The sequence below is a fragment of the Rathayibacter sp. RFBD1 genome (assembly GCF_002932915.1).
Taxonomy (GTDB): Bacteria; Actinomycetota; Actinomycetes; order Actinomycetales; family Microbacteriaceae; genus Rathayibacter.
The window spans coordinates 1-17,421 of sequence record NZ_PSWQ01000007.1 but is presented as its reverse complement, the minus strand read 5'-3'; the positions used below and the strand labels follow the sequence as shown (position 1 = coordinate 17,421).

The following is a 17,421-nucleotide window of genomic DNA, read 5'->3' as shown; positions in this document are numbered from 1 at the left end:
GGCGTCGTGGTCCTGCGAGAGGGCCTCCCGCCCCGGGAGGCCGATCGCGGACGGGGGAGGAGGCGCTGTGACGACCGCGACCGAGGGGAACGGGACCTACACGGGTCTGGTGGCGGAGCTGCACGACCGCATGTACCCGGACGCCCTGGGCGACATCGCACAGCTCATCGCCTGTCTCCAGCGCGTCGCCCCCGGGCCTCGGGTGATGGAGTTCGGCATCGGCTCGGGCCGGGCGGCGCTGCCCCTGGCCGAAGCGGGCCTCGACGTCTCCGGTGTGGAGATCTCGTCGGACATGCTCCGGCTCCTCGCCGAGCGCGACACGGAGAAGCGCATCACGGCGCGCCGCGCCAGCTTCATCGACGACGAGCTGGAGGGCGAGTACGACGCCGTCACCCTGCTGCTCAACACGCTCCTCGTCGCCACCACGGCCGAGCAGCAGCTCGCGGTGCTCCGGAACGCCCGCCGGTGCCTCGCTCCGGGCGGCGTGCTCCTCGTCGAGTGCTTCACCCCCTCGCGCTACCACGGGCTGACGGCACCCGCGATGTCGCTGAGGGACCTGGGCGACGGCGACGTCGTCATCGAGCAGTACACCGTCGAGCCGTCGCTCCAGCTGCTGGTCTCGCAGAACCTCGTCTTCGTCGGCGAGAAGCGGAGCACCTACACGCAGGTCCTGCGCTACGTCTTCCCCGCCGAGCTCGACTCCGCCGCGCGTCTCGCCGGCCTCGAGCCGCTCGGCCGCATGGCCGACTGGCAGGGCGCTCCGGTCACCGCGGCGTCCGAGCGCTTCATCTCCGCCTATCGACGGAGCGCGGAGTGATCGCGTCCGCCGAGCAGAAGCACCTGCTGGACCGCATCGCTCCCCTCCTGGCCCGGCTCGGCCGGACCCGGGACGAGATCGAGGACGCGCCGGTGCTCCTGGGCCGCAACCTCAACGCCCGCCTCCGTTTCTCCGACGGCGACGACGTCTTCGTGAAGGCCGTCCGCGGCCTCGGCGCCGCGGGCCGGTACCAGCGGGTCACCACCTTCCACGACGTGATGGACCTCACCGGGCTCCCCCTCCGCACCCCGGACCTCCTCGCCCGTGACGACGCCGGACTGGTGCTGGCGCAGACCGTGGTCGACGCCGAGAGCACCTTCGCCGAGCGGGTGCGCGAGAGCACCGTGAGCTCGGAGGAGCTCGAGCTGGTCGCCGGCGCGCTCGCCGCGGTGCACGGCGCGACTCCCTCGGACGCGAGCAGAGTCGAGAACCGGCCGCCGTCGCTTCCTCCGCACGGGCTCGACGCGATGCCCATCGACCTGTTCGAGGGATCGACGATGGGACAGCTCGAGATGTGGCGGCTCCTGCAGGGCGACCCCGTCCTCCGGGACCGGCTGGACGCGCTGGTGCGCTCCGCGCCGAGCGGCGACGACGCCTCTCCGATCCACGGGGACCTGCGCTCCGACCAGATCCTCCTCGACGGCGCCACCTGCTGGATGCTCGACTGGGAGGACTTCCGGCTCGGAGACCCCGCTCGCGACGTCGGCGGCCTTCTCGGCGAGCTGTTCTACCACCGGGCGCGCCGTCTGGTGCACTCCATCGTCGCCGAGGGCGAGGAGGTGACCGACGCGTCGATCATCGCCCACGGCGGCCGCATGGTCGACGAGGCCGTCCCCTCCCTCCGCACCTTCTGGAGGGCGTACACCCGCGCCCGTGCCGTGGAGGAGGGCTTCGCTGCGCGAGCGGTCGGTTTCCTCGGGTGGCAGCTGTTCGACAGGGCTCTCGCCTCGGCCACCTACTACGGGCGGATGTCCGCGATGGACCGAGCCCTCGCCGGGATCGGCCGCGAGGCGATCGTCAACGCCACCCGGTACACCGACGTCCTCGGGCTGGGGGCGGAATGAGCGCGCCGACCCTCGCTGCGACCGAGCAGGGGCTCGCGAGCGGGGTCTCCTGGATCCTCTCGCGCATCGAGATCGGGGACGACCAGCGCTCGGCCCGCGCCTTCGGCACGGAGATCGAGACCGCCTCCGCGTCCGAGCTCGGCCAGGTCCTCGCTCGGCGCATCTACCAGTTCGCGCACGCGGGGATCGGCCTGCGGGACGACGCCCCGGGCGGCAGCCTCACCAGCGAGGACCGGATCATGGAGGAGCGGATCGCCTCCGCGACCGCGCGGCGGGCGAGGGCCGCCCGGGTCCCGCTGCTCGAGACGGTGCCCCAGTACAACGGTGTCGTCGTCCTGCATCAGGGACTGCGCGTGTTCGTCCCGGACTCCCGCGTCCTGGACCGCACGTCGGCGACGGCGCACATCGCGCTCAACTCCCTCGCGACGCGCCTCTCGGTGGGCTTCTCGTTCTTCACCTCGAGCGCGGGAGCGGGCAGCGGATCCCGTCCGCTCCGCCTCTACCGCGCCGCCGCCGACGCCGACGACGCCCTCGACGCGTGGGGGCGGCTGACGGAGCGGCTGGAGTCGGCGCACGTGCCCGCTCGGGCGAAGATCCTCTCGTCGAGCGAGGCCTATCCGCGCACGGACGCGATCGTCCTCTACCTCCCCCAGGAGTCCTGGGGGCGCGTGCGGGAGTTCGCCGATCTGCTGGCGAGCGACGACCCCCGGGCGGGCGCCTCCGTGCTCGCCGGTCGCCTCGCTCCGGGAGTCGGATACGCCTGGGAGCCCGACGATCCGGCCCGGTCCCGGCGCACCCTGAGCTTCGGCGAGCACCGGGCCGAGACCATCGCGAAGGCGCTCGTCGAGCCCGGCGGGGAGTCGACCGCCGATCGCGTCCGCCTGGCGCTCCTCGCGGCCAACATCCACCCCCTGCGGGTGCACGAGAACCTCGACTCGCCGCAGCTCCCGGGCTGAGCGAGCAGGTCGACGGCCGCCGACGCGGACGTCGAGCCGACACGGCACAGGAAACACGATCACAGAAAGCGAGAACGACATGAGCAGCACGACAGCCGAATCCCTCATCGCGGGATACCGCTCCTATGCGGTCCAGGCGCCCGACCTCTCCGGCATCACCGAGGCGGCGCCGGCAGCGACCCCGGGCGTCCTCAGCTTCATCGCCGCCTCCACGGTCGCCTGCGGAACGGCGATCAGCGTCGTCGGCGGCTCCGTCGTCGGAACCACGGTCAACGCGGGCTGCTGACGCCGCACCCCCACCTCTCGTCGGAACCTCTCGGAAAGAAGGACATGCCATGACCTCGAACCAGACCCTCATCGCCGGCTTCGCGAGCTACGCGAGCGCCGAGGAGCTCGTCTCCACCTCGCTCGAGTCCGCTCCCGGCGCGACTCCGTCGCCGATCTCGGCCGTCTCGGTCTTCGTGACCGCGTCCTCCCCCGAGTGCGCGCTCGTCTCGGTCGGCGTCACCGCGGGCGGAACCACCACCACCCTCGCCGCGGGCTGCTGACGACCCGGGCCCGGGGGCTCCGGTCCCCGGGCCCTCCACCTCTGGAGGAGACCATGATCGGATCCGCACTGACCAGTGCCGGGAGCAGCGGACCGCGGACCTCGATCGCCGAGGTCCCGGGAGCTCGGAGCGTGGCCGTCACGCTCGCCGTCGGCGCGGGCTCGGTCGACGAGCGACCGGGCGAGGCGGGCGCGGCGCATCTGGCGGAGCACCTCCTCTACAGCGAGGCGCGCCTCGAGACCGGCCGGCTCGCCGAGCAGTCGGTCCTGCACCGCGGCGGAGTCAGCAACGCTCAGAGCTACCCGTTCCACACGGAGTACTCGGTCGTCCTCCCGGTCGAGGACGACCCCCTGGCGGTCCTCGGCGAGGCCGCCGACGTGGCGCTGGCCCGGGCCTCCCTGACCGAGGTGCCGGTCGCGGCGATCGAGCGGGAGCGCTCGGTGATCGCCCGCGAGATCGAGGAGCGGCGCACGGACGGCGCGCTCGCGACCTTCCCGTGGAACGGCGCCCTGGCGACACGGGGGAGGCAGCGGACCGACGACTCCTTCACCACTCCGGTCCTCGCACCGGACGAGCTCCTGGGCTTCCTCCGCCGTCTGCACTCCACGCGCGAGGTCGCTCTCGGTGTCGCGTCGGCGCTCGACCCGCACCTCGTCGAGGAGGTCGTCGCCCCGGTCGTCGCGCTCCTGTCCCCGCGGAGCCCCGTTCCGGACTGGAGATCGCGGCTCGGAGCGGTCCGGACGGTGCGCCGGCGGGTCCTGCCCCGCGGAATGTCCGCGACCGCCGAGACGCGCCTCCTGCCGGAGCACGGTCCGCGCGAGCGCGAGCGCGCCGTCGCGGCCGTGCTCGCCCGGGCGGTGGACGCCGCGTCCACGGGAGCGCACTGGCGCGCCGGGCTCTTCGGCGTGCACGAGGGCCCGGAGACCGCCCTCCTCATCGGGTCGTCCAGCGTCGCCGGGCCCGCGCCCGACCGACCGGCCACCACCCTCCCCGACCGGCTGGACCTCGACCGGCTCGACGCGTGGCGGCGGGCCGAGCTCCACAGCCTGCAGCGCAGGCTCTCCGGAACCGCCACGGCGAGTTCCCTCCTGGCTCGCGACAGGCTCTTCGGCCTCGACACACGGCGCACGGCGGCGGAGCTGACGGCGGTGCGCTCCGTGGACGTGGCGGAGGCCTTCGACCACCTGCGCCGCGACGAGCCGGGCTTCCTGGTCTGGGAGCACGGGGGAGGAGAGGCCGCGTGACGGCGACGACTCCCGCCCCGGAGGCGCTCGATCGCCACGCCGACGGACTCCGCGTCCTCGGCGGAGGGCGCGGCGCCGTCGTGGCGCTCGTCGTCGAGACCGGACCGCTCTCCTGGCAGGGCCGGCTGCGGGCCGCGAGCCTGCTCCGGCGCGCCCTCGAGCCGGCGAGCGCTGAGATCGACGTCCGTCCGGGTCCTTCCGGCGTGAGCGCGATCCTCCCGCTCGCCGAGGCGACCCCCGAGGACTGGGACCGCCTCCTCGGACGCCTCGGGAGCTGGCGCGAGCTCGTCGGCGCCGATCCCGCGCCCGAGACCCCTGCTGTGCCCCGCTCCCTCGGCGAGCTCGGCCTGGCGCTCGCGCTCGGCGATGCGGGCGAGTCGCCGACGCCGGGCGAGTTCTCGCGCCGACCGGTCGCGGTCGCCCTCTCCGCCGGCTCCGGCCTCCTGCCGCTCGATCTCGGGCAGAGGCTCGAGGAGCTGATCGAGGCGGCCGGCCGCCGGTGCGAGGGCCACCCGCCCCCGCCGCCGAGCACGGCCGGACCGGTGACGGAGTCGGGCGTTGTCCCGGTCCCCGGGATCCGCTCCTCCCTCGTCCGGATCCTCGCTCCGCTCCCGGGCGCGAGCGAGGCGAGCGAGGCTCTCGCCCGCTCCCTCGCCGCGCTGATCCTGGGCGGTACCGCCGCCGGCCCCCTCGCCCGGCGCCTCCGGGACGACCACGCGCTCAGCTACAGCCCCGGCAGTGCGCTGACCCGTCTGCCGCAGGGCGAGTACTTCGCGGTGGAGGCGCCGGTCGCCGCGGGCGCGGCGGAGCGGGCGGACGGGCTGATCCGCGACGTCCTCACGGAGCAGTCGGTGTCGCCGCCGGACGACGGCGTCGTGGCCTGGGCACTGCGGTACGCCCGGGGACGCCGGCTCGTCGACGCGGACTCCCCGCTCACCGCGCACCTCGGCTTCGCGGCCCGCCACGACGGGAGCGACCCCTGGGGCCTGCTCGAGCGCCACGCCCCCGCGGTCGACGCCGACCTCGTCCGCCGCCAGTTCCTCCTCCTCTGCCGCGCTGTCCTCGAGACACCGGCCCTGATGCTCGTTCCGACCCCGGAAGAAGGGAGCCGACCATGGACGTCGGCGTGATGTACCCCAAGATGCCCACGACGCTGGGCGGCGTGCTCCCCTACGCCGACCTCGCCCGCCGTCACGGCGGCCGGCTCTGGTTCGGCCACTCCGATGCGGTCGACTCGCTCACGATGATGGCGGCGCTCGCCGGACGGGGTGCCGCGATCCCCCTCGGGACGGCCGTCACCCTCCACCCGCTGTGGTCGCCGAGCGCGCTCGCACGCCAGGCGCTGTCGATCTCGCGCCTGAGCGGCGCCTCCGTCGTGCTCGGCATCGGCCCCGGCGGGGCGCGCTTCCAGGAGTCGGCACTCGGCGCGCCCCTCGCCCGCCCGGTCGCCGAGACGGAGCGCTTCGCCCGCCAGGTCCTCGCGGTCACCGAGCACTCGCCCGCCGCTGTCCAGCTCGGCTTCGGAGTGCTCCGGCCGGCGATGGCGGAGGCAGCGGGCCGCGCGGCCTCCCACGCGATCACCTGGCTCACCCCGGGCTCCTGGATCCGCGACTCGATCGCTCCCGCACTGGCGCGCGGCGCCGCCTCCTCGGAGCGCCCCGTCCCGCACCTCGAGGCCGTCGTGCACGTGGGAGTCCGGCGCCCGGGGCGCGATCCGGTCTCGCTCGTGGACTCCGCCGTCCACGCGCATCTCGCCGCACCGCACTACCGCGACATGCTGCGCCGGGCCGGGATCGACCTGCCCGACGACGGTCGGGGCGCCGCGCGGGCCGTCGTCGACCAGGGGGTCTACCTCTTCGGATCGCCCGAGGAGATCGCCGACGGCCTCGAGCTCCTCCACGCGGACGGTGCCGACGAGGTCGTCGTCAACGTCTTCGGGGTCCTCGCATCGCACGGCGAGGCGGCCGCCCTCGCGGATCTCGAGGAGGTCCTCGCCGTGCTCACGGAACGCCGCATCGCCCGGGAGCGGGCGCGCACCGAGGCGCTCGACTCGTTCCTCGCCGGTGCCGAGGACGTGCTCGCGTGAGCGCCGTCGACGAGCAGGCCCGACGCCTGAGCGGTCTCGCGGACCGCAGGATCGTGATCGCCGCGACCGGGGCGCTCGGCACCGCCTTCCTCCCGAGCTGGATCGGCTGGATGCAGGAGGTGTGCCCGAGCACCCGGTTCCGAGTCGTGCTGACTCCGCGCGCCCGGGCCTTCGTCGGCGTCTCGGCGGTCACGGCGCTGACGGGCGAGCGGCCGATCATCGACGAGTGGGGCGACCGGCACGACGACCCCGTCCACGTCGGGCTCGAGCAGTGGGCCGAGGGCTACCTCGTGCACCCGGCCTCGATGGACTTCCTCTCGCGGCTCAGCCTGGGGCTGTGCGACTCCCCGCTGCTGCTCGCCCTCCAGGGCACCGTCAGCCCGCTCGTCGTGGCCGCCGCCGCACCGCCCGGATTCACGTCCGGCCCGAGCTGGCCGCTCTACGCCGAGCGGATGTCGGCACGCGCGCGCACCGTCCTCCTGCCTCCGATGGACGGCGTCAGCGTCGCGGCGCCCGAGCGCGTCGGAGCGCCCCCGCAGCTCTTCCCCGTCGCGGCCGCGGCCCTCGGCGAGCTCCTGCAGCAGGAGGCCGCATGAGCGCCGGCACCGTCTGGAGCGTCCGCACCCGCGTGTGGCGCCAGAGCATCGAGGCGCTCGACGAGGGGTACCTCCTCCGCCGCGAGTACGCCGCGGCCCCCGCCGGGCGGCCTCCCGCCGAGGCCGTGCGGACGGCGCACGCCGCCGTCGTGCCCGCTGCGCTCGACGCTTCCGGCACATGGGCCGCGCGGATCGGAGCAGCGGGCCCCGTCGCGGCGGATCTCCTCCCCGGCTCGCCGGCCTCGGGACGCGAGGCGTTCGCGGCGACCGCCGAGCGTCTCGGCGCCGTGCTCGCGGCCCTGCACGCCGGCGAGCGCGGCGCGGGACCCGTGCCCCTGCCGCTGCGCCGTCTCGAGCAGGACCTCCGCGACGCCGCTTCGTCGCCCGTCGGCCGCGCGATCACGACCGCGCTCGGTCCGGACCGCTCCGCGCGGCTCGCGTCGCTCCTCGACGCCGTCCCGTCCGAGGGGGTCCGCGTGCACGGGGCGTTCGGCCTCGGCTCCGTGTTCGTCGACCCGTGCGGAGACGTCGTCGTCGTCGCCGGACCGGAGAGCGGGTTCGGGCCCCCCGAGCTCGATGCGGGCTGGCTCCGCGGCGAGCTCACCGAGCTCTCGCTGGCCGCGGCCGCGGCGGGGGAGTCCGACGCGCCCTTCGCCCGAGCGGCGGAGTCCTTCGACCGCGGCTACGCGGAGGCGGGCGGCGGGCCGCTCGATCCGAGCCTCCTCGACGCCGTGGTCGCTCTGCGCTTCGCCCTGCACCAGTGGGACTTCCACGAGACCCACGGCTCCCTCCCCGCGTCGACCGATCTGGCGTTCCTCGCCTGGCTGCTCGACCGCAGGCCCGTCGACCACTCCATCCCCCAGACCACTACCCACCGGAGGTGACCATGAAGACCTCGCAGCACTCGCCGGCCATCAGCGTCGAGGGTCTCCGCATGCGCTACGGCGCCAAGGACGTCCTCGCGGGCGTGACGCTCGACGTCGAGCGGGGCCAGCGCATCGCCGTGCTCGGCCCCAACGGCGCGGGCAAGAGCACCATGATCGAGATCCTCGAGGGATTCCGGCGCCCGTCGGCCGGACGCGTCCGCGTCCTGGACGCCGACCCTCTGGACGCGCCCTCGGTCTGGCGCTCCCGGATCGGGATCGTCCTCCAGGCGTGGCGCGATCACGGGACCTGGCGGGTCCGCGAGCTCCTCGAGCTCGTGGCCGCGTCTCACGACGCCGCCCGTCCGGGCGTCGCGCTGCCCGTCGGCGAGATGCTGCGCTCCGTGGGGCTCGAGGACCTCGCGGACCGGCGCCTCGCGACACTCTCCGGGGGCCAGCGGCGTCGCGTCGACGTGGCCGCCGCGCTGATCGGGCGCCCGGAGCTGGTCTTCCTCGACGAGCCGACCACCGGGTTCGATCCCGAGATCCGCGCCGCCTTCCACGAGCTCATCCGTGCTCTGACGCCGGAGACGACCGTCCTCTGGGCGACGCACGACCTCCACGAGGCCGAGGCGATGTGCGACCGGATCGTCATCCTCGCCCGAGGCTCCGTCGAGGCCGACGGCTCCCCGGAGGAGCTCCGCGACCGCTTCGCCTCCGGGACCACCGTCCGCTGGCGCGCCGACGGCGGCCTGCACACCGAGCACGTCGGTGATCCGGCTCCGGTGCTCGCCCGGCTGTCGGCGCAGGGCGTCGACCTCTCCGGACTCGAGGTCCGTCGCGCCTCCCTCGAGGACGCCTACCTCGCGATCGTCGCCGGCTCGGAGGCCGTCGACGCCGCGCCCGAGCTCGCATCCACCGAGAAGGAGACCCGCCCGTGAGCACCGCCACCACGACCACGTCCGCCGCGCCTCGGAGCAGTCGCGCCCGCGCGGCCCGGGGCATCGCCCGTGTCGCCGCCGTCCAGGCCAGGATCGAGCTCCGCCGCCGGTTCCTCCGCTGGACCGCCGTCTCCTTCCTGGTGCCTCCCGTCGTCCTGTTCCTCGTCTTCCGCTTCCTCGATCTGGACCTGTTCGGAGGCGCGGACGGCGTGCGCTCCGTGCTGGCCGGCTTCGCCGCCGCGTCGATGTTCGTCGGCGGCATGGTCGGCATCGCGAGCGAGCTGGTGACGGAGCAGGAGGACGGATCGGTCCTGCGGGCCAAGACCCTCCCGTTCGGGATGGCCTCCTACCTCTCGGGCAAGCTGATCGCGCTGAGCGTCACGAACCTCGTCGCGCTCGTCCTCATCCTGATCAGCTCCGACCTCGTCATCGGAGGCGTCCTGCCCCGCGACCCGGTGGGATGGATCGGAGTGGCGGGACTCGCGGTGCTCACCCTCGCCTGCACCGTCCCGCTCGGGGCGACCCTCGGCAGCCTCGTGTCCTCGCCCTTCGCGGTCCTGCCCCTCTCGCTGGTCGCCTACGGCCTGATGCTGGTCTCGGGCGTCTTCTTCCCGGTCGAGCTCCTCCCCGAGTGGCTCCGCGCCGTCGTCTCGGTCTTCCCCGTCTACTGGCTGGGCGAGCTCGCCCGCGCGGTCCTCCTGCCCGGGTTCGTGCTCGAGGGCGGGCGGCTCGTCCTGGCGGTCGTCGTCCCGCTCGCCTGGGGAGTCCTCGGGATGATCCTGGCACCGCGCGCCCTGGGCGCGATGGCCCGCCGCCAGTCGGGTCGGCGCCTCGAGACGATCCAGGAGCGACGCGCTCAGCGCGGGTACTGACCCACGGGTCAGGCTCCGCGGTGCAGGTCGGTGATCAGCAGAGCGAGGGCGACGCGGCCGGAGATCTCGAGCTTGGCGTAGGAGTTCGACAGGTGGGTCTTCACCGTCGATTCCGAGAGGTGAAGGGCCTGCGCGATCTCGCCGTTCGAGCGGCCGTCCGCGACCAGGCGGACGACGTCGCGCTCCCGATCGCTCAGCACGGCCAGGGTCTGCTCGATCCGCTCGGCGGCCCCGCGGTCCTCCGCCGGGTCGTCGAGCGTGAGCGCGAGTGCGCCGCGGCCGGCCAGCCGACGGGGCACGAGGACGCTCCCGGTCGCGACCGCCCTGATCGCGTTGACGACCGCGGTGGCCCCCGAATCGCGGAGGACGTAGCCGCTGGCGCCGGCGGCGAGCACGCGCGCCGCGAGCGCGTCGTCGTCGAGTGCCGAGAGGACGAGCACCGCGCAGGCCTCGTTCCCGGCGAGTCCCCGCACCGCGGGCTCGCCGCTCGGCTCGTCGATCGAGACGACGACCACGTCGGCGTCGCACACGTCCGCTCGCCCGTCGCCGTGATCGAGGAGCTCGAGGTCCTCCTCGGCGGCGATCAGGCGCTGCAGACCGGCGACTACGATCTCGTCGCCGACGAGGCTCACCCGGATCGTGTCTCGTCGGATCTCTGCCACCCCCCGGAAGCGTCTCGGGCGGAGGGACCCCCGACCGGCTGCCACCCTAGCCAAGGGGCCCACCGCGAACCTGAGAGAATCAAGACACTCCTGCGCACCACCACCCAGGCACGTCCTAGTCCTCCGGGACGAGGCCGCCGGCTCAGAACGGCACGTCCGTCCCATGGCGGTCCGCGGACCCGCGGGCGAAGATGAGGACGCGTGCGGTCTTCCGCGTCGCGCACCTCACGACGAGAGAAGGGAACTCACCATGGCATCTCCCCTCAGCGGTCTCCTCGGAGACCACGCCGACCCGACCGAGGAGCTCGTCTCCCTCTTCGGAGACGGGGCATCGACCACCCCCGCGGCCGTCGCGTCAGCGGTCGACTGGGGTCGTGGCGTCCTCGCCGAGCGCGGGATCGAGCCCAGGAAGCAGGTGGCCGCCATTCACGCCTTCCGTCAGGCGGAGCCCCGCCTGTCCCTCAAGCCCGCGACGTACCTGGCGAAGCTCGTCGCGGCCTGAGCCGGGCGGCCGCGCAGGCCGCTCGAGACGAACGAGACCCCCGGCCGCTGGAGCCGGGGGTCTCGCTCGTCGTGCCCCGGGAGGACCCGGGCCGGATACGTCAGGCGGAGGCGAGCAGCGAGCGCAGCGCGGACGTGAAGAAGGTCAGTCCGTCGACTCCGGAGCGCATCGCGGCGGCCGTGTCGGGCCCGAAGCCCTCCTCGACGGCGTGCTCCGGGTGCGGCATGAGCCCCACCACGTTGCCGCGGCGGTTGCTGATGCCGGCGATGTCGTTCATGGAGCCGTTCGGGTTGTGGCCGAGGTAGCGGACGACGACGCGTCCCTCCGCCTCGAGCTCGAGCAGCGTGTCGGCCGAGGCGATGTAGCCGCCCTCGCCGTTCTTCAGCGGGATCGTGATCTCCTGGCCGGGCTCGAAGCCGTTCGTCCAGGCGGTCTCGGTGCTCGCGACCATCAGGCGCTGGTCGCGGCAGACGAAGGATCCGATGTCGTTCGCGATCAGGCCGCCGGGCAGCAGGTGCGCCTCGGTGAGCATCTGGAAGCCGTTGCAGATGCCGAGGACCGGGGTCCCGGCGTTCGCCGCGTCGACGACCTCGCGCATGATCGGGGAGTGGGAGGCGATGGCGCCGCAGCGCAGGTAGTCGCCGTAGGAGAAGCCGCCGGGCAGGACGATCGCGTCGACGCCGTCGAGGTCGTGGTCGCCGTGCCACAGCGCGACCGGCTCCGCACCCGCGAACCGGACGGCGCGCTGGGCGTCGCGGTCGTCGAGCGAGCCGGGGAAGGTGATGACGCCGATCCTCATCGGGCGGCCTCCGCCGGGTAGTGGATCCCGACGACGTCCTCGATCACCGAGTTCGAGAGCATCTCGTCGGCGATGCGCTGCACCGAGGCGCGCACCTCGTCGGTCACCTCGTCGACGGTGATCTCGAAGCGCTTGCCCACCCGCACGCCGTGGAGGGCGGAGTGGCCCAGCCGCGCGAGCGCGCCGGCGACGGCCTTCCCCTGCGGGTCGAGCAGCTCGGCCTTGGGCATGACTTCAACGACGATCGTGGGCACCGTGTTCTCCGGAGTCTCGGGGGAGTGCGGTCTTCCGCGCGACCATCGTACCCGCGGGGGTCCCCGCGGTCGGCGGCGCTCAGGAGGTCGTGACGCGGATCGCGTTCGCCCAGGGGTCCTCGAAGGCGAGGGTGCGGCCGTCGTCGCGGGTGGCGACTCCGGAGCGGGCCAGCCGCTCGCCGAGCGCGCCGAGGTCGTCGGCGCCGGGCACCACGATCTCGACCTGTCCGAGGCCGAGGGCCTGCTGCCGGCGTCCGGCGCCCGCCGAGTTCCAGGTGTTCATCGCCATGTGGTGGTGGTAGCCGCCCGCCGAGACGAAGAGCGCCTGCCCGCTGTACGCGATCGTCGTCTCGAAGCCGAGCCGGTCGACGTAGAACTCCTTCGCGGTGGCGACGTCGCCCACGCTCAGGTGCACGTGGCCGACGGAGGCGCCGCCGAGGCGCGGCTGCGCGATCGACTCCTCGGTGAGGTGCTCCTGCAGGAACGCGTTCGGGTCGAGGAAGAGCGTGCTCATCTCGATCCGCCCGTGCGTCCACGACCACTGCGTGCGGTCGCGGTCCCAGTAGAGCTCGACGCCGTTGTGCTCGGGGTCGTCGAAGTAGAAGGCCTTGCTGACCAGGTGGTCGGAGCTGCCGGTGAAGGAGCCGGGGTGCCGGGTCGCGACGCTGTACACGGCCGCGGCGAGCGCCGCCTCCGATTCGAAGAGGATCGCCGTGTGGAAGAGGCCGGCGCTGCGCGGCGAGGCGTGCACCAGCTCGGGCGCGTGCTGGAGGATCACGGCCGGCACTCCGCCGCGGCCGAGCACCGCGACCGGTCCGTCGTGCGAGAGCAGCTCGAGCGTCACGGCGTCGCGGTAGTAGGCGATCATCCCGTCGAGGTCGGCGACGCGGAGGGTCACCGCGCCCATCGCGGTGTCGGGAGCGAGCAGGTCGGGGGAGGAGGTGGTCACGGCGGAGACGCTACCCGCTTTTGGTTGACGCTACAACCATTCAGAGGGGCGAGCGCTCATAGGAACCGCATAAGCAGCGTCCAGGCGACGCGGGGAGGCCGGGCGTGGAATGGGAACCGGTCGCCGTCAGGGGCGGCCCCGGCACGAGGACGACACCATGAACGAGCGACACGAATCCGACGAGCGAGAGCTCACCGACCAGCCCGCCATCACCGAGGCGACGGGCGCCGACGAGGTGCGCGCGCTGCGCGCGGACGACCGCCGTCGTCGTCGTCGGGCGCTGATCGCCGGCGGCCTCGGCCTCGCCGTGCTGATCGGAGTGACAGCAGGCGGAGTCGCCACCGCCGGCCGCACCGAGGCGGCCTCCTCCGCCTCGGCCGGCGCCGCCACGATCGTCTACCCCGGCGGCTCGCGCGGATCCTTCGGCGGCGGGTACGTGATCGTCCCCTCCTGGGGCGGATCGACGCAATTCGGCTCGTCGCAGGGCGGCTCCTCCGCCTCCGAGCCGGCCACCGGCGCGACCGACGCCGTGGCCGCGAGCACCGCGCAGACCGCCGGGGTGGTCACGATCACCTCCGAGCTCACCTACCAGGGCGCCCGCTCGGCCGGCACCGGCATGATCCTCACCTCCGACGGCATGATCCTCACCAACAACCACGTCGTCGAGGGCGCCACCGCGATCTCGGTCACGGTGGAGTCGACGGGCCGCAGCTACACCGCCCGCGTCGTCGGCACCGACGCGACGAACGACGTCGCCGTCCTGCAGCTGGAGGACGCCTCCGGCCTCACCCCCGCCTCGCTCGACACGGACGGGGTCGCTGTGGGCGACACCGTGACCGCCGTCGGCAACGCGGGAGGGACGGGCGACCTGGTCGCCGCCACCGGCACGGTCACGGGTCTCGATCAGCAGATCACCACCCGCTCCGAGTCGGGGATCTCCGCCGAGACGCTGACCGGGCTGATCCAGACCGACGCCGACATCGTCTCCGGCGACTCCGGCGGCCCGCTCGTCGACTCCGCCGGCCGCGTCGTGGGGATGGACACCGCCGCCTCCAGCGGGACGGCCGACATCACCGGCTTCGCGATCCCGATCTCGAAGGCCCTGGACATCGTCACCACCATCGACGCGGGCGCCGACACGGCCACCGTCGAGATCGGCTACCCGGCCTTCCTCGGCGTCTCCCTCTCCTCCGGCACCGCGTCGCCGACTTCGCGCGCGCTCGCGACCACCGCGTCCGGCGCCGTGATCGGCGGAGTCGTCGAGGGCGGGCCGGCCGCGCAGGCGGGCCTCGAGGCGGGGGACGTCGTCACCGCGGTCGACGGGGTCGCCGTCGCCTCGGCCGACCAGCTGTCCGCCTCGCTCGCGCAGCGCGAGCCCGGGGAGTCGGTGACGATCTCGTGGACCGACTCCGCGGGCGCCGCCCGCTCCGCCCAGGTCGTGCTGGTCGAGGGTCCGGTCGCCTGATCGGAGCCTCCGCGGGGCCGCCGGAGCGTTCCCGGCCGTTCACCCGGACGAGCGCGCCACGCCGCCCGTTGTTTTGATCCGCTCAAGACAACTCGGGTAGTGTCCTCGGCATGACGACAGTGGACGAGCGGCTCCGAGCCTGCGGGCTCAAGGTCACCGCCACCCGGCGCGCGGTGCTCCTCGCTCTCGAGGAGAACCCGCACTCCGGGGTCGACGCGGTCCTGGCCCGAGTGCGCGAGGGCCTCCCCGAGGCCTCGGCCCAGGCCGTCTACGGAGTGCTCTCGGCGTTCACCGACGCCGGGATCGTCCGCCGCATCGAGCCGGAGGGCCATCCCCGCCGGTTCGAGCTGCGGGTCGGCGACAACCACCACCACGTGGTGTGCCGGCGCTGCGGGGCCGTGGCCGACGTCGACTGCGTCGTCGGGGAGGCGCCGTGCCTGCATCCGCAGACCGCGAGCGGCTTCGCCGTGGACACCGCCGACGTCACGTTCTGGGGCACCTGCCCCGACTGCCTGGCCCTGGCCCACTGACCGACATCCGCTACACCGCAGCGGCGGGCCCCGTGCCCCTCGCCGACAGGAGGAACATGACCGAGGAACGATTCACCACCACGAACTCCGGAGCACCGGTCGCGCGCGACGACCACTCCCTGAGCGTCGGAGCCGACGGACCCCTCGCGCTCCACGACCACTACCTCGTCGAGAAGCTGGCCCAGTTCAACCGTGAGCGCATCCCGGAGCGGGTCGTCCACGCCAAGGGCGGCGGAGCCTTCGGACGCTTCACCACCACCGCCGACGTCAGCGCCTACACGCGTGCCGCGCTCTTCCAGCCCGGAGTCGAGACCGAGATGCTCGCGCGGTTCTCCACTGTCGCCGGCGAGCAGGGCTCGCCCGACACCTGGCGCGACCCCCGCGGCTTCGCGCTGAAGTTCTACACGAGCGAGGGCAACTACGACCTCGTCGGCAACAACACCCCCGTCTTCTTCATCCGCGACGGCATCAAGTTCCCCGACTTCATCCGCTCGCAGAAGCGCCTGCCCGGCAGCCACCTGCGCGACCACGACATGCAGTGGGACTTCTGGACCCTCTCGCCCGAGTCGGCCCACCAGGTCACGTGGCTCATGGGCGACCGCGGCCTCCCCTCCTCGTGGCGGCACATGGACGGCTTCGGCTCGCACACCTACCAGTGGATCAACGCCGCCGGCGAGCGCTTCTGGGTCAAGTACCACTTCAAGACCGACCAGGGCGTCGAGATCCTGAGCCAGGAGCAGGCCGACCAGATCGCCGGTGAGGACGCGGACTTCCACATCCGCGACCTGTCCTCCGCGATCGACCGCGGCGACTTCCCCTCGTGGACGCTGTCCGTGCAGGTCATGCCGTACGAGGACGCGAAGAGCTACCGGTTCAACCCGTTCGACCTCACCAAGGTCTGGCCCCACGCGGACTACCCGCTGATCCAGGTCGGCACCATGACGCTCGACAGGAACCCCGAGAACTACTTCGCGCAGATCGAGCAGGCGGCGTTCGCCCCCTCGAACTTCGTGCCCGGGATCGCGGCAAGCCCCGACAAGATGCTCCTCGCGCGCATCTTCAGCTACGCCGACGCGCACCGCTACCGCGTGGGGACCAACCACGCGCAGCTGCCGGTGAACGCGCCGAAGTCGCCGGTGCACTCGTACTCGAAGGACGGCCCCATGCGGTTCGACTTCCAGAAGTCCGAGGTGCCCGTCTACGCGCCGAACACGATGGGCGGCACCCACGCCGATCCCGCCCGGGCGGCGGAGTCGGCCGGCTGGGAGACCGACGGCGAGCTGACGCGCGCCGCGGCGACCCTCCACCGGGAGGACGACGACTTCGGTCAGGCGGGGACGCTCTACCGCGAGGTCCTCGACGACGACGCGCGCGCCCGCCTGGTCGCGAACATCGCCGGCCACGTGTCGAAGGTCACCCGTCCGGAGCTGCGGCAGCGCGTGCTCCAGTACTGGGCGAACGTCGACTCGTCGCTCTCGCAGCGCGTCGCCGAGGCGCTCGAGCCCTCGGCTCCCGGTGCGGACGTCTCCCCCGAGGCGGTCGGCATCGGGGCGTAGTCCCGGCATCCCCTCGAGGAGCGCGCGGTACCGGAGCGATCCGGGCCGCGCGCTCCTCGTCGTTTCCGGGGAGGGTCCTTCCACTCGGTGGAGTCGGATCCCGCGCGCGGGTGCCCGCCTCGGTCCGGTGCAGCCGGCTCGGACCCCGGATCCGCCCGCGGAACCGGGCGCCGACGGGGAGGACCCCCGATCCCGACACGCCCGGGATGTGCGATTTCGGCCCGTCGTTTGACAGCACCGCGATCGCTGCGTAACTTATTCCGAGTCGCCACAAAGGCCGCAGGGAAACGGAAAGAGCAGCAGCTCCTACGTCCCGGCCTCAATCGGGACCATCCACTCGGCAAGACAGCTTTTCGGAGCAGGTCTGCCGCACGGATGTAAAGCCTTCGCAGGATCCCTCGGATCCAGCAACTTCGCCGCCCGGCGCAGGACTCAGGTCCTGAACCGAGCAACGTCGGAGCGCCTACGAGCGTGACGGCATCGCGAAGAAGCCGGATTTGACACGGCCTGCGGATGTGCTAAGTTATACAAGTTGCCACGGCGACAGGGAGAAAGAAACTTCTTCTAGTCTACCGAGAAGACGCGTATGACGCAAGCAACAACATTTTCGATCACTTTCGTTGTGAAGCACCGTTCTGGTGTGGAGGCGGGATGTGTCCGATTCTTGAGAACTCAACAGCGTGCACTATGTTCAATGCCAATTTTATACCCCGGCCT

20 protein-coding genes are annotated in these 17,421 nt (G+C 73.1%); 16 read left to right on the top strand and 4 right to left on the bottom strand.

Features of this window, described 5'->3' with window-relative positions:
* The first annotated feature begins 67 nt into the window (after positions 1-67).
* The 12 genes from C5D50_RS03090 (at position 68) to C5D50_RS03035 (ending at position 9,987) form a co-directional block, all read left to right on the top strand.
* Positions 68-817 carry a bifunctional 2-polyprenyl-6-hydroxyphenol methylase/3-demethylubiquinol 3-O-methyltransferase UbiG gene (locus C5D50_RS03090; protein ID WP_104282691.1) on the top strand — a complete coding sequence of 250 codons (750 nt, stop codon included), beginning with the start codon at positions 68-70 and terminating at the stop codon, positions 815-817.
* Entirely contained in the window at positions 814-1,881 is a 1,068-nt protein-coding gene (locus tag C5D50_RS03085) for a phosphotransferase (RefSeq protein ID WP_104282690.1), read from the top strand. The genes C5D50_RS03090 and C5D50_RS03085 overlap by 4 nt, the downstream gene beginning before the upstream one ends.
* Positions 1,878-2,837: a T3SS effector HopA1 family protein gene (locus C5D50_RS03080; protein WP_104282689.1), complete on the top strand. Its 960-nt coding sequence runs from the start codon at positions 1,878-1,880 to the stop codon at positions 2,835-2,837. The genes C5D50_RS03085 and C5D50_RS03080 overlap by 4 nt, the downstream gene beginning before the upstream one ends.
* A gap of 79 nt (positions 2,838-2,916) precedes the next feature.
* Positions 2,917-3,123, top strand: a complete 207-nt coding sequence (locus tag C5D50_RS03075) for a hypothetical protein (RefSeq protein WP_104282688.1) — start codon at positions 2,917-2,919, stop codon at positions 3,121-3,123.
* A gap of 49 nt (positions 3,124-3,172) precedes the next feature.
* Positions 3,173-3,385: an LxmA leader domain family RiPP gene (locus tag C5D50_RS03070; RefSeq protein ID WP_104282687.1), complete on the top strand. Its 213-nt coding sequence runs from the start codon at positions 3,173-3,175 to the stop codon at positions 3,383-3,385.
* A 53-nt stretch (positions 3,386-3,438) separates the two neighbouring features.
* A complete protein-coding gene (locus C5D50_RS03065) occupies positions 3,439-4,629 on the top strand; it encodes an insulinase family protein (RefSeq protein ID WP_104282686.1) in 1,191 nt (396 codons plus the stop codon).
* Complete coding sequence (locus C5D50_RS03060; RefSeq protein WP_104282685.1) at positions 4,626-5,759, top strand: insulinase family protein; 1,134 nt, start codon at positions 4,626-4,628, stop codon at positions 5,757-5,759. Before C5D50_RS03065 ends, C5D50_RS03060 begins: the two co-directional genes overlap by 4 nt.
* Positions 5,744-6,715 carry an LLM class flavin-dependent oxidoreductase gene (locus C5D50_RS03055; RefSeq protein WP_104282684.1) on the top strand — a complete coding sequence of 324 codons (972 nt, stop codon included), beginning with the start codon at positions 5,744-5,746 and terminating at the stop codon, positions 6,713-6,715. Before C5D50_RS03060 ends, C5D50_RS03055 begins: the two co-directional genes overlap by 16 nt.
* A complete protein-coding gene (locus tag C5D50_RS03050; protein ID WP_160033151.1) occupies positions 6,712-7,311 on the top strand; it encodes a flavoprotein in 600 nt (199 codons plus the stop codon). The genes C5D50_RS03055 and C5D50_RS03050 overlap by 4 nt, the downstream gene beginning before the upstream one ends.
* Complete coding sequence (locus tag C5D50_RS03045) at positions 7,308-8,195, top strand: phosphotransferase (protein WP_104282683.1); 888 nt, start codon at positions 7,308-7,310, stop codon at positions 8,193-8,195. The genes C5D50_RS03050 and C5D50_RS03045 overlap by 4 nt, the downstream gene beginning before the upstream one ends.
* A gap of 2 nt (positions 8,196-8,197) precedes the next feature.
* Positions 8,198-9,115, top strand: coding sequence for an ABC transporter ATP-binding protein (locus C5D50_RS03040; RefSeq protein ID WP_104282682.1), 918 nt, complete (start codon positions 8,198-8,200; stop codon positions 9,113-9,115).
* Complete coding sequence (locus C5D50_RS03035) at positions 9,112-9,987, top strand: ABC transporter permease (RefSeq protein ID WP_160033153.1); 876 nt, start codon at positions 9,112-9,114, stop codon at positions 9,985-9,987. The genes C5D50_RS03040 and C5D50_RS03035 overlap by 4 nt, the downstream gene beginning before the upstream one ends.
* An 8-nt stretch (positions 9,988-9,995) precedes the next feature.
* Here C5D50_RS03035 and C5D50_RS03030 read toward each other — a convergent pair whose 3' ends face one another.
* Positions 9,996-10,649, bottom strand: a complete 654-nt coding sequence (locus C5D50_RS03030; protein WP_160033155.1) for a DNA-binding response regulator — start codon at positions 10,647-10,649, stop codon at positions 9,996-9,998.
* Between the two features lie 250 nt (positions 10,650-10,899).
* Between C5D50_RS03030 and C5D50_RS03025 the strand changes: the two genes are divergently transcribed.
* Positions 10,900-11,151 (top strand): hypothetical protein, encoded by a 252-nt coding sequence (locus tag C5D50_RS03025; protein ID WP_104282679.1) that lies wholly within the window; start codon positions 10,900-10,902, stop codon positions 11,149-11,151.
* Between the two features lie 100 nt (positions 11,152-11,251).
* Here C5D50_RS03025 and purQ read toward each other — a convergent pair whose 3' ends face one another.
* The 3 genes from purQ to C5D50_RS03010 form a co-directional block, all read right to left on the bottom strand.
* A complete protein-coding gene (purQ, locus tag C5D50_RS03020; RefSeq protein ID WP_104234257.1) occupies positions 11,252-11,950 on the bottom strand; it encodes a phosphoribosylformylglycinamidine synthase subunit PurQ in 699 nt (232 codons plus the stop codon).
* Entirely contained in the window at positions 11,947-12,204 is a 258-nt protein-coding gene (gene purS / locus C5D50_RS03015; protein WP_104222736.1) for a phosphoribosylformylglycinamidine synthase subunit PurS, read from the bottom strand. Before purS ends, purQ begins: the two co-directional genes overlap by 4 nt.
* A 79-nt stretch (positions 12,205-12,283) precedes the next feature.
* The gene (locus C5D50_RS03010; protein WP_104282717.1) at positions 12,284-13,111 is read right to left on the bottom strand and encodes a VOC family protein; all 828 of its coding nucleotides are present in this window, start codon (positions 13,109-13,111) and stop codon (positions 12,284-12,286) included.
* 199 nt (positions 13,112-13,310) lie between these two features.
* Here C5D50_RS03010 and C5D50_RS16470 point away from each other — a divergent pair, with 199 nt between their 5' ends.
* The 3 genes from C5D50_RS16470 (at position 13,311) to C5D50_RS02995 (ending at position 16,704) form a co-directional block, all read left to right on the top strand.
* Positions 13,311-14,618, top strand: coding sequence for a S1C family serine protease (locus tag C5D50_RS16470; protein WP_181137277.1), 1,308 nt, complete (start codon positions 13,311-13,313; stop codon positions 14,616-14,618).
* Positions 14,619-14,728: 110 nt separating this feature from the next.
* Entirely contained in the window at positions 14,729-15,148 is a 420-nt protein-coding gene (locus C5D50_RS03000; protein WP_104282678.1) for a Fur family transcriptional regulator, read from the top strand.
* A gap of 56 nt (positions 15,149-15,204) precedes the next feature.
* A complete protein-coding gene (locus C5D50_RS02995; protein WP_104282677.1) occupies positions 15,205-16,704 on the top strand; it encodes a catalase in 1,500 nt (499 codons plus the stop codon).
* Positions 16,705-17,421: the final 717 nt, after the last annotated feature.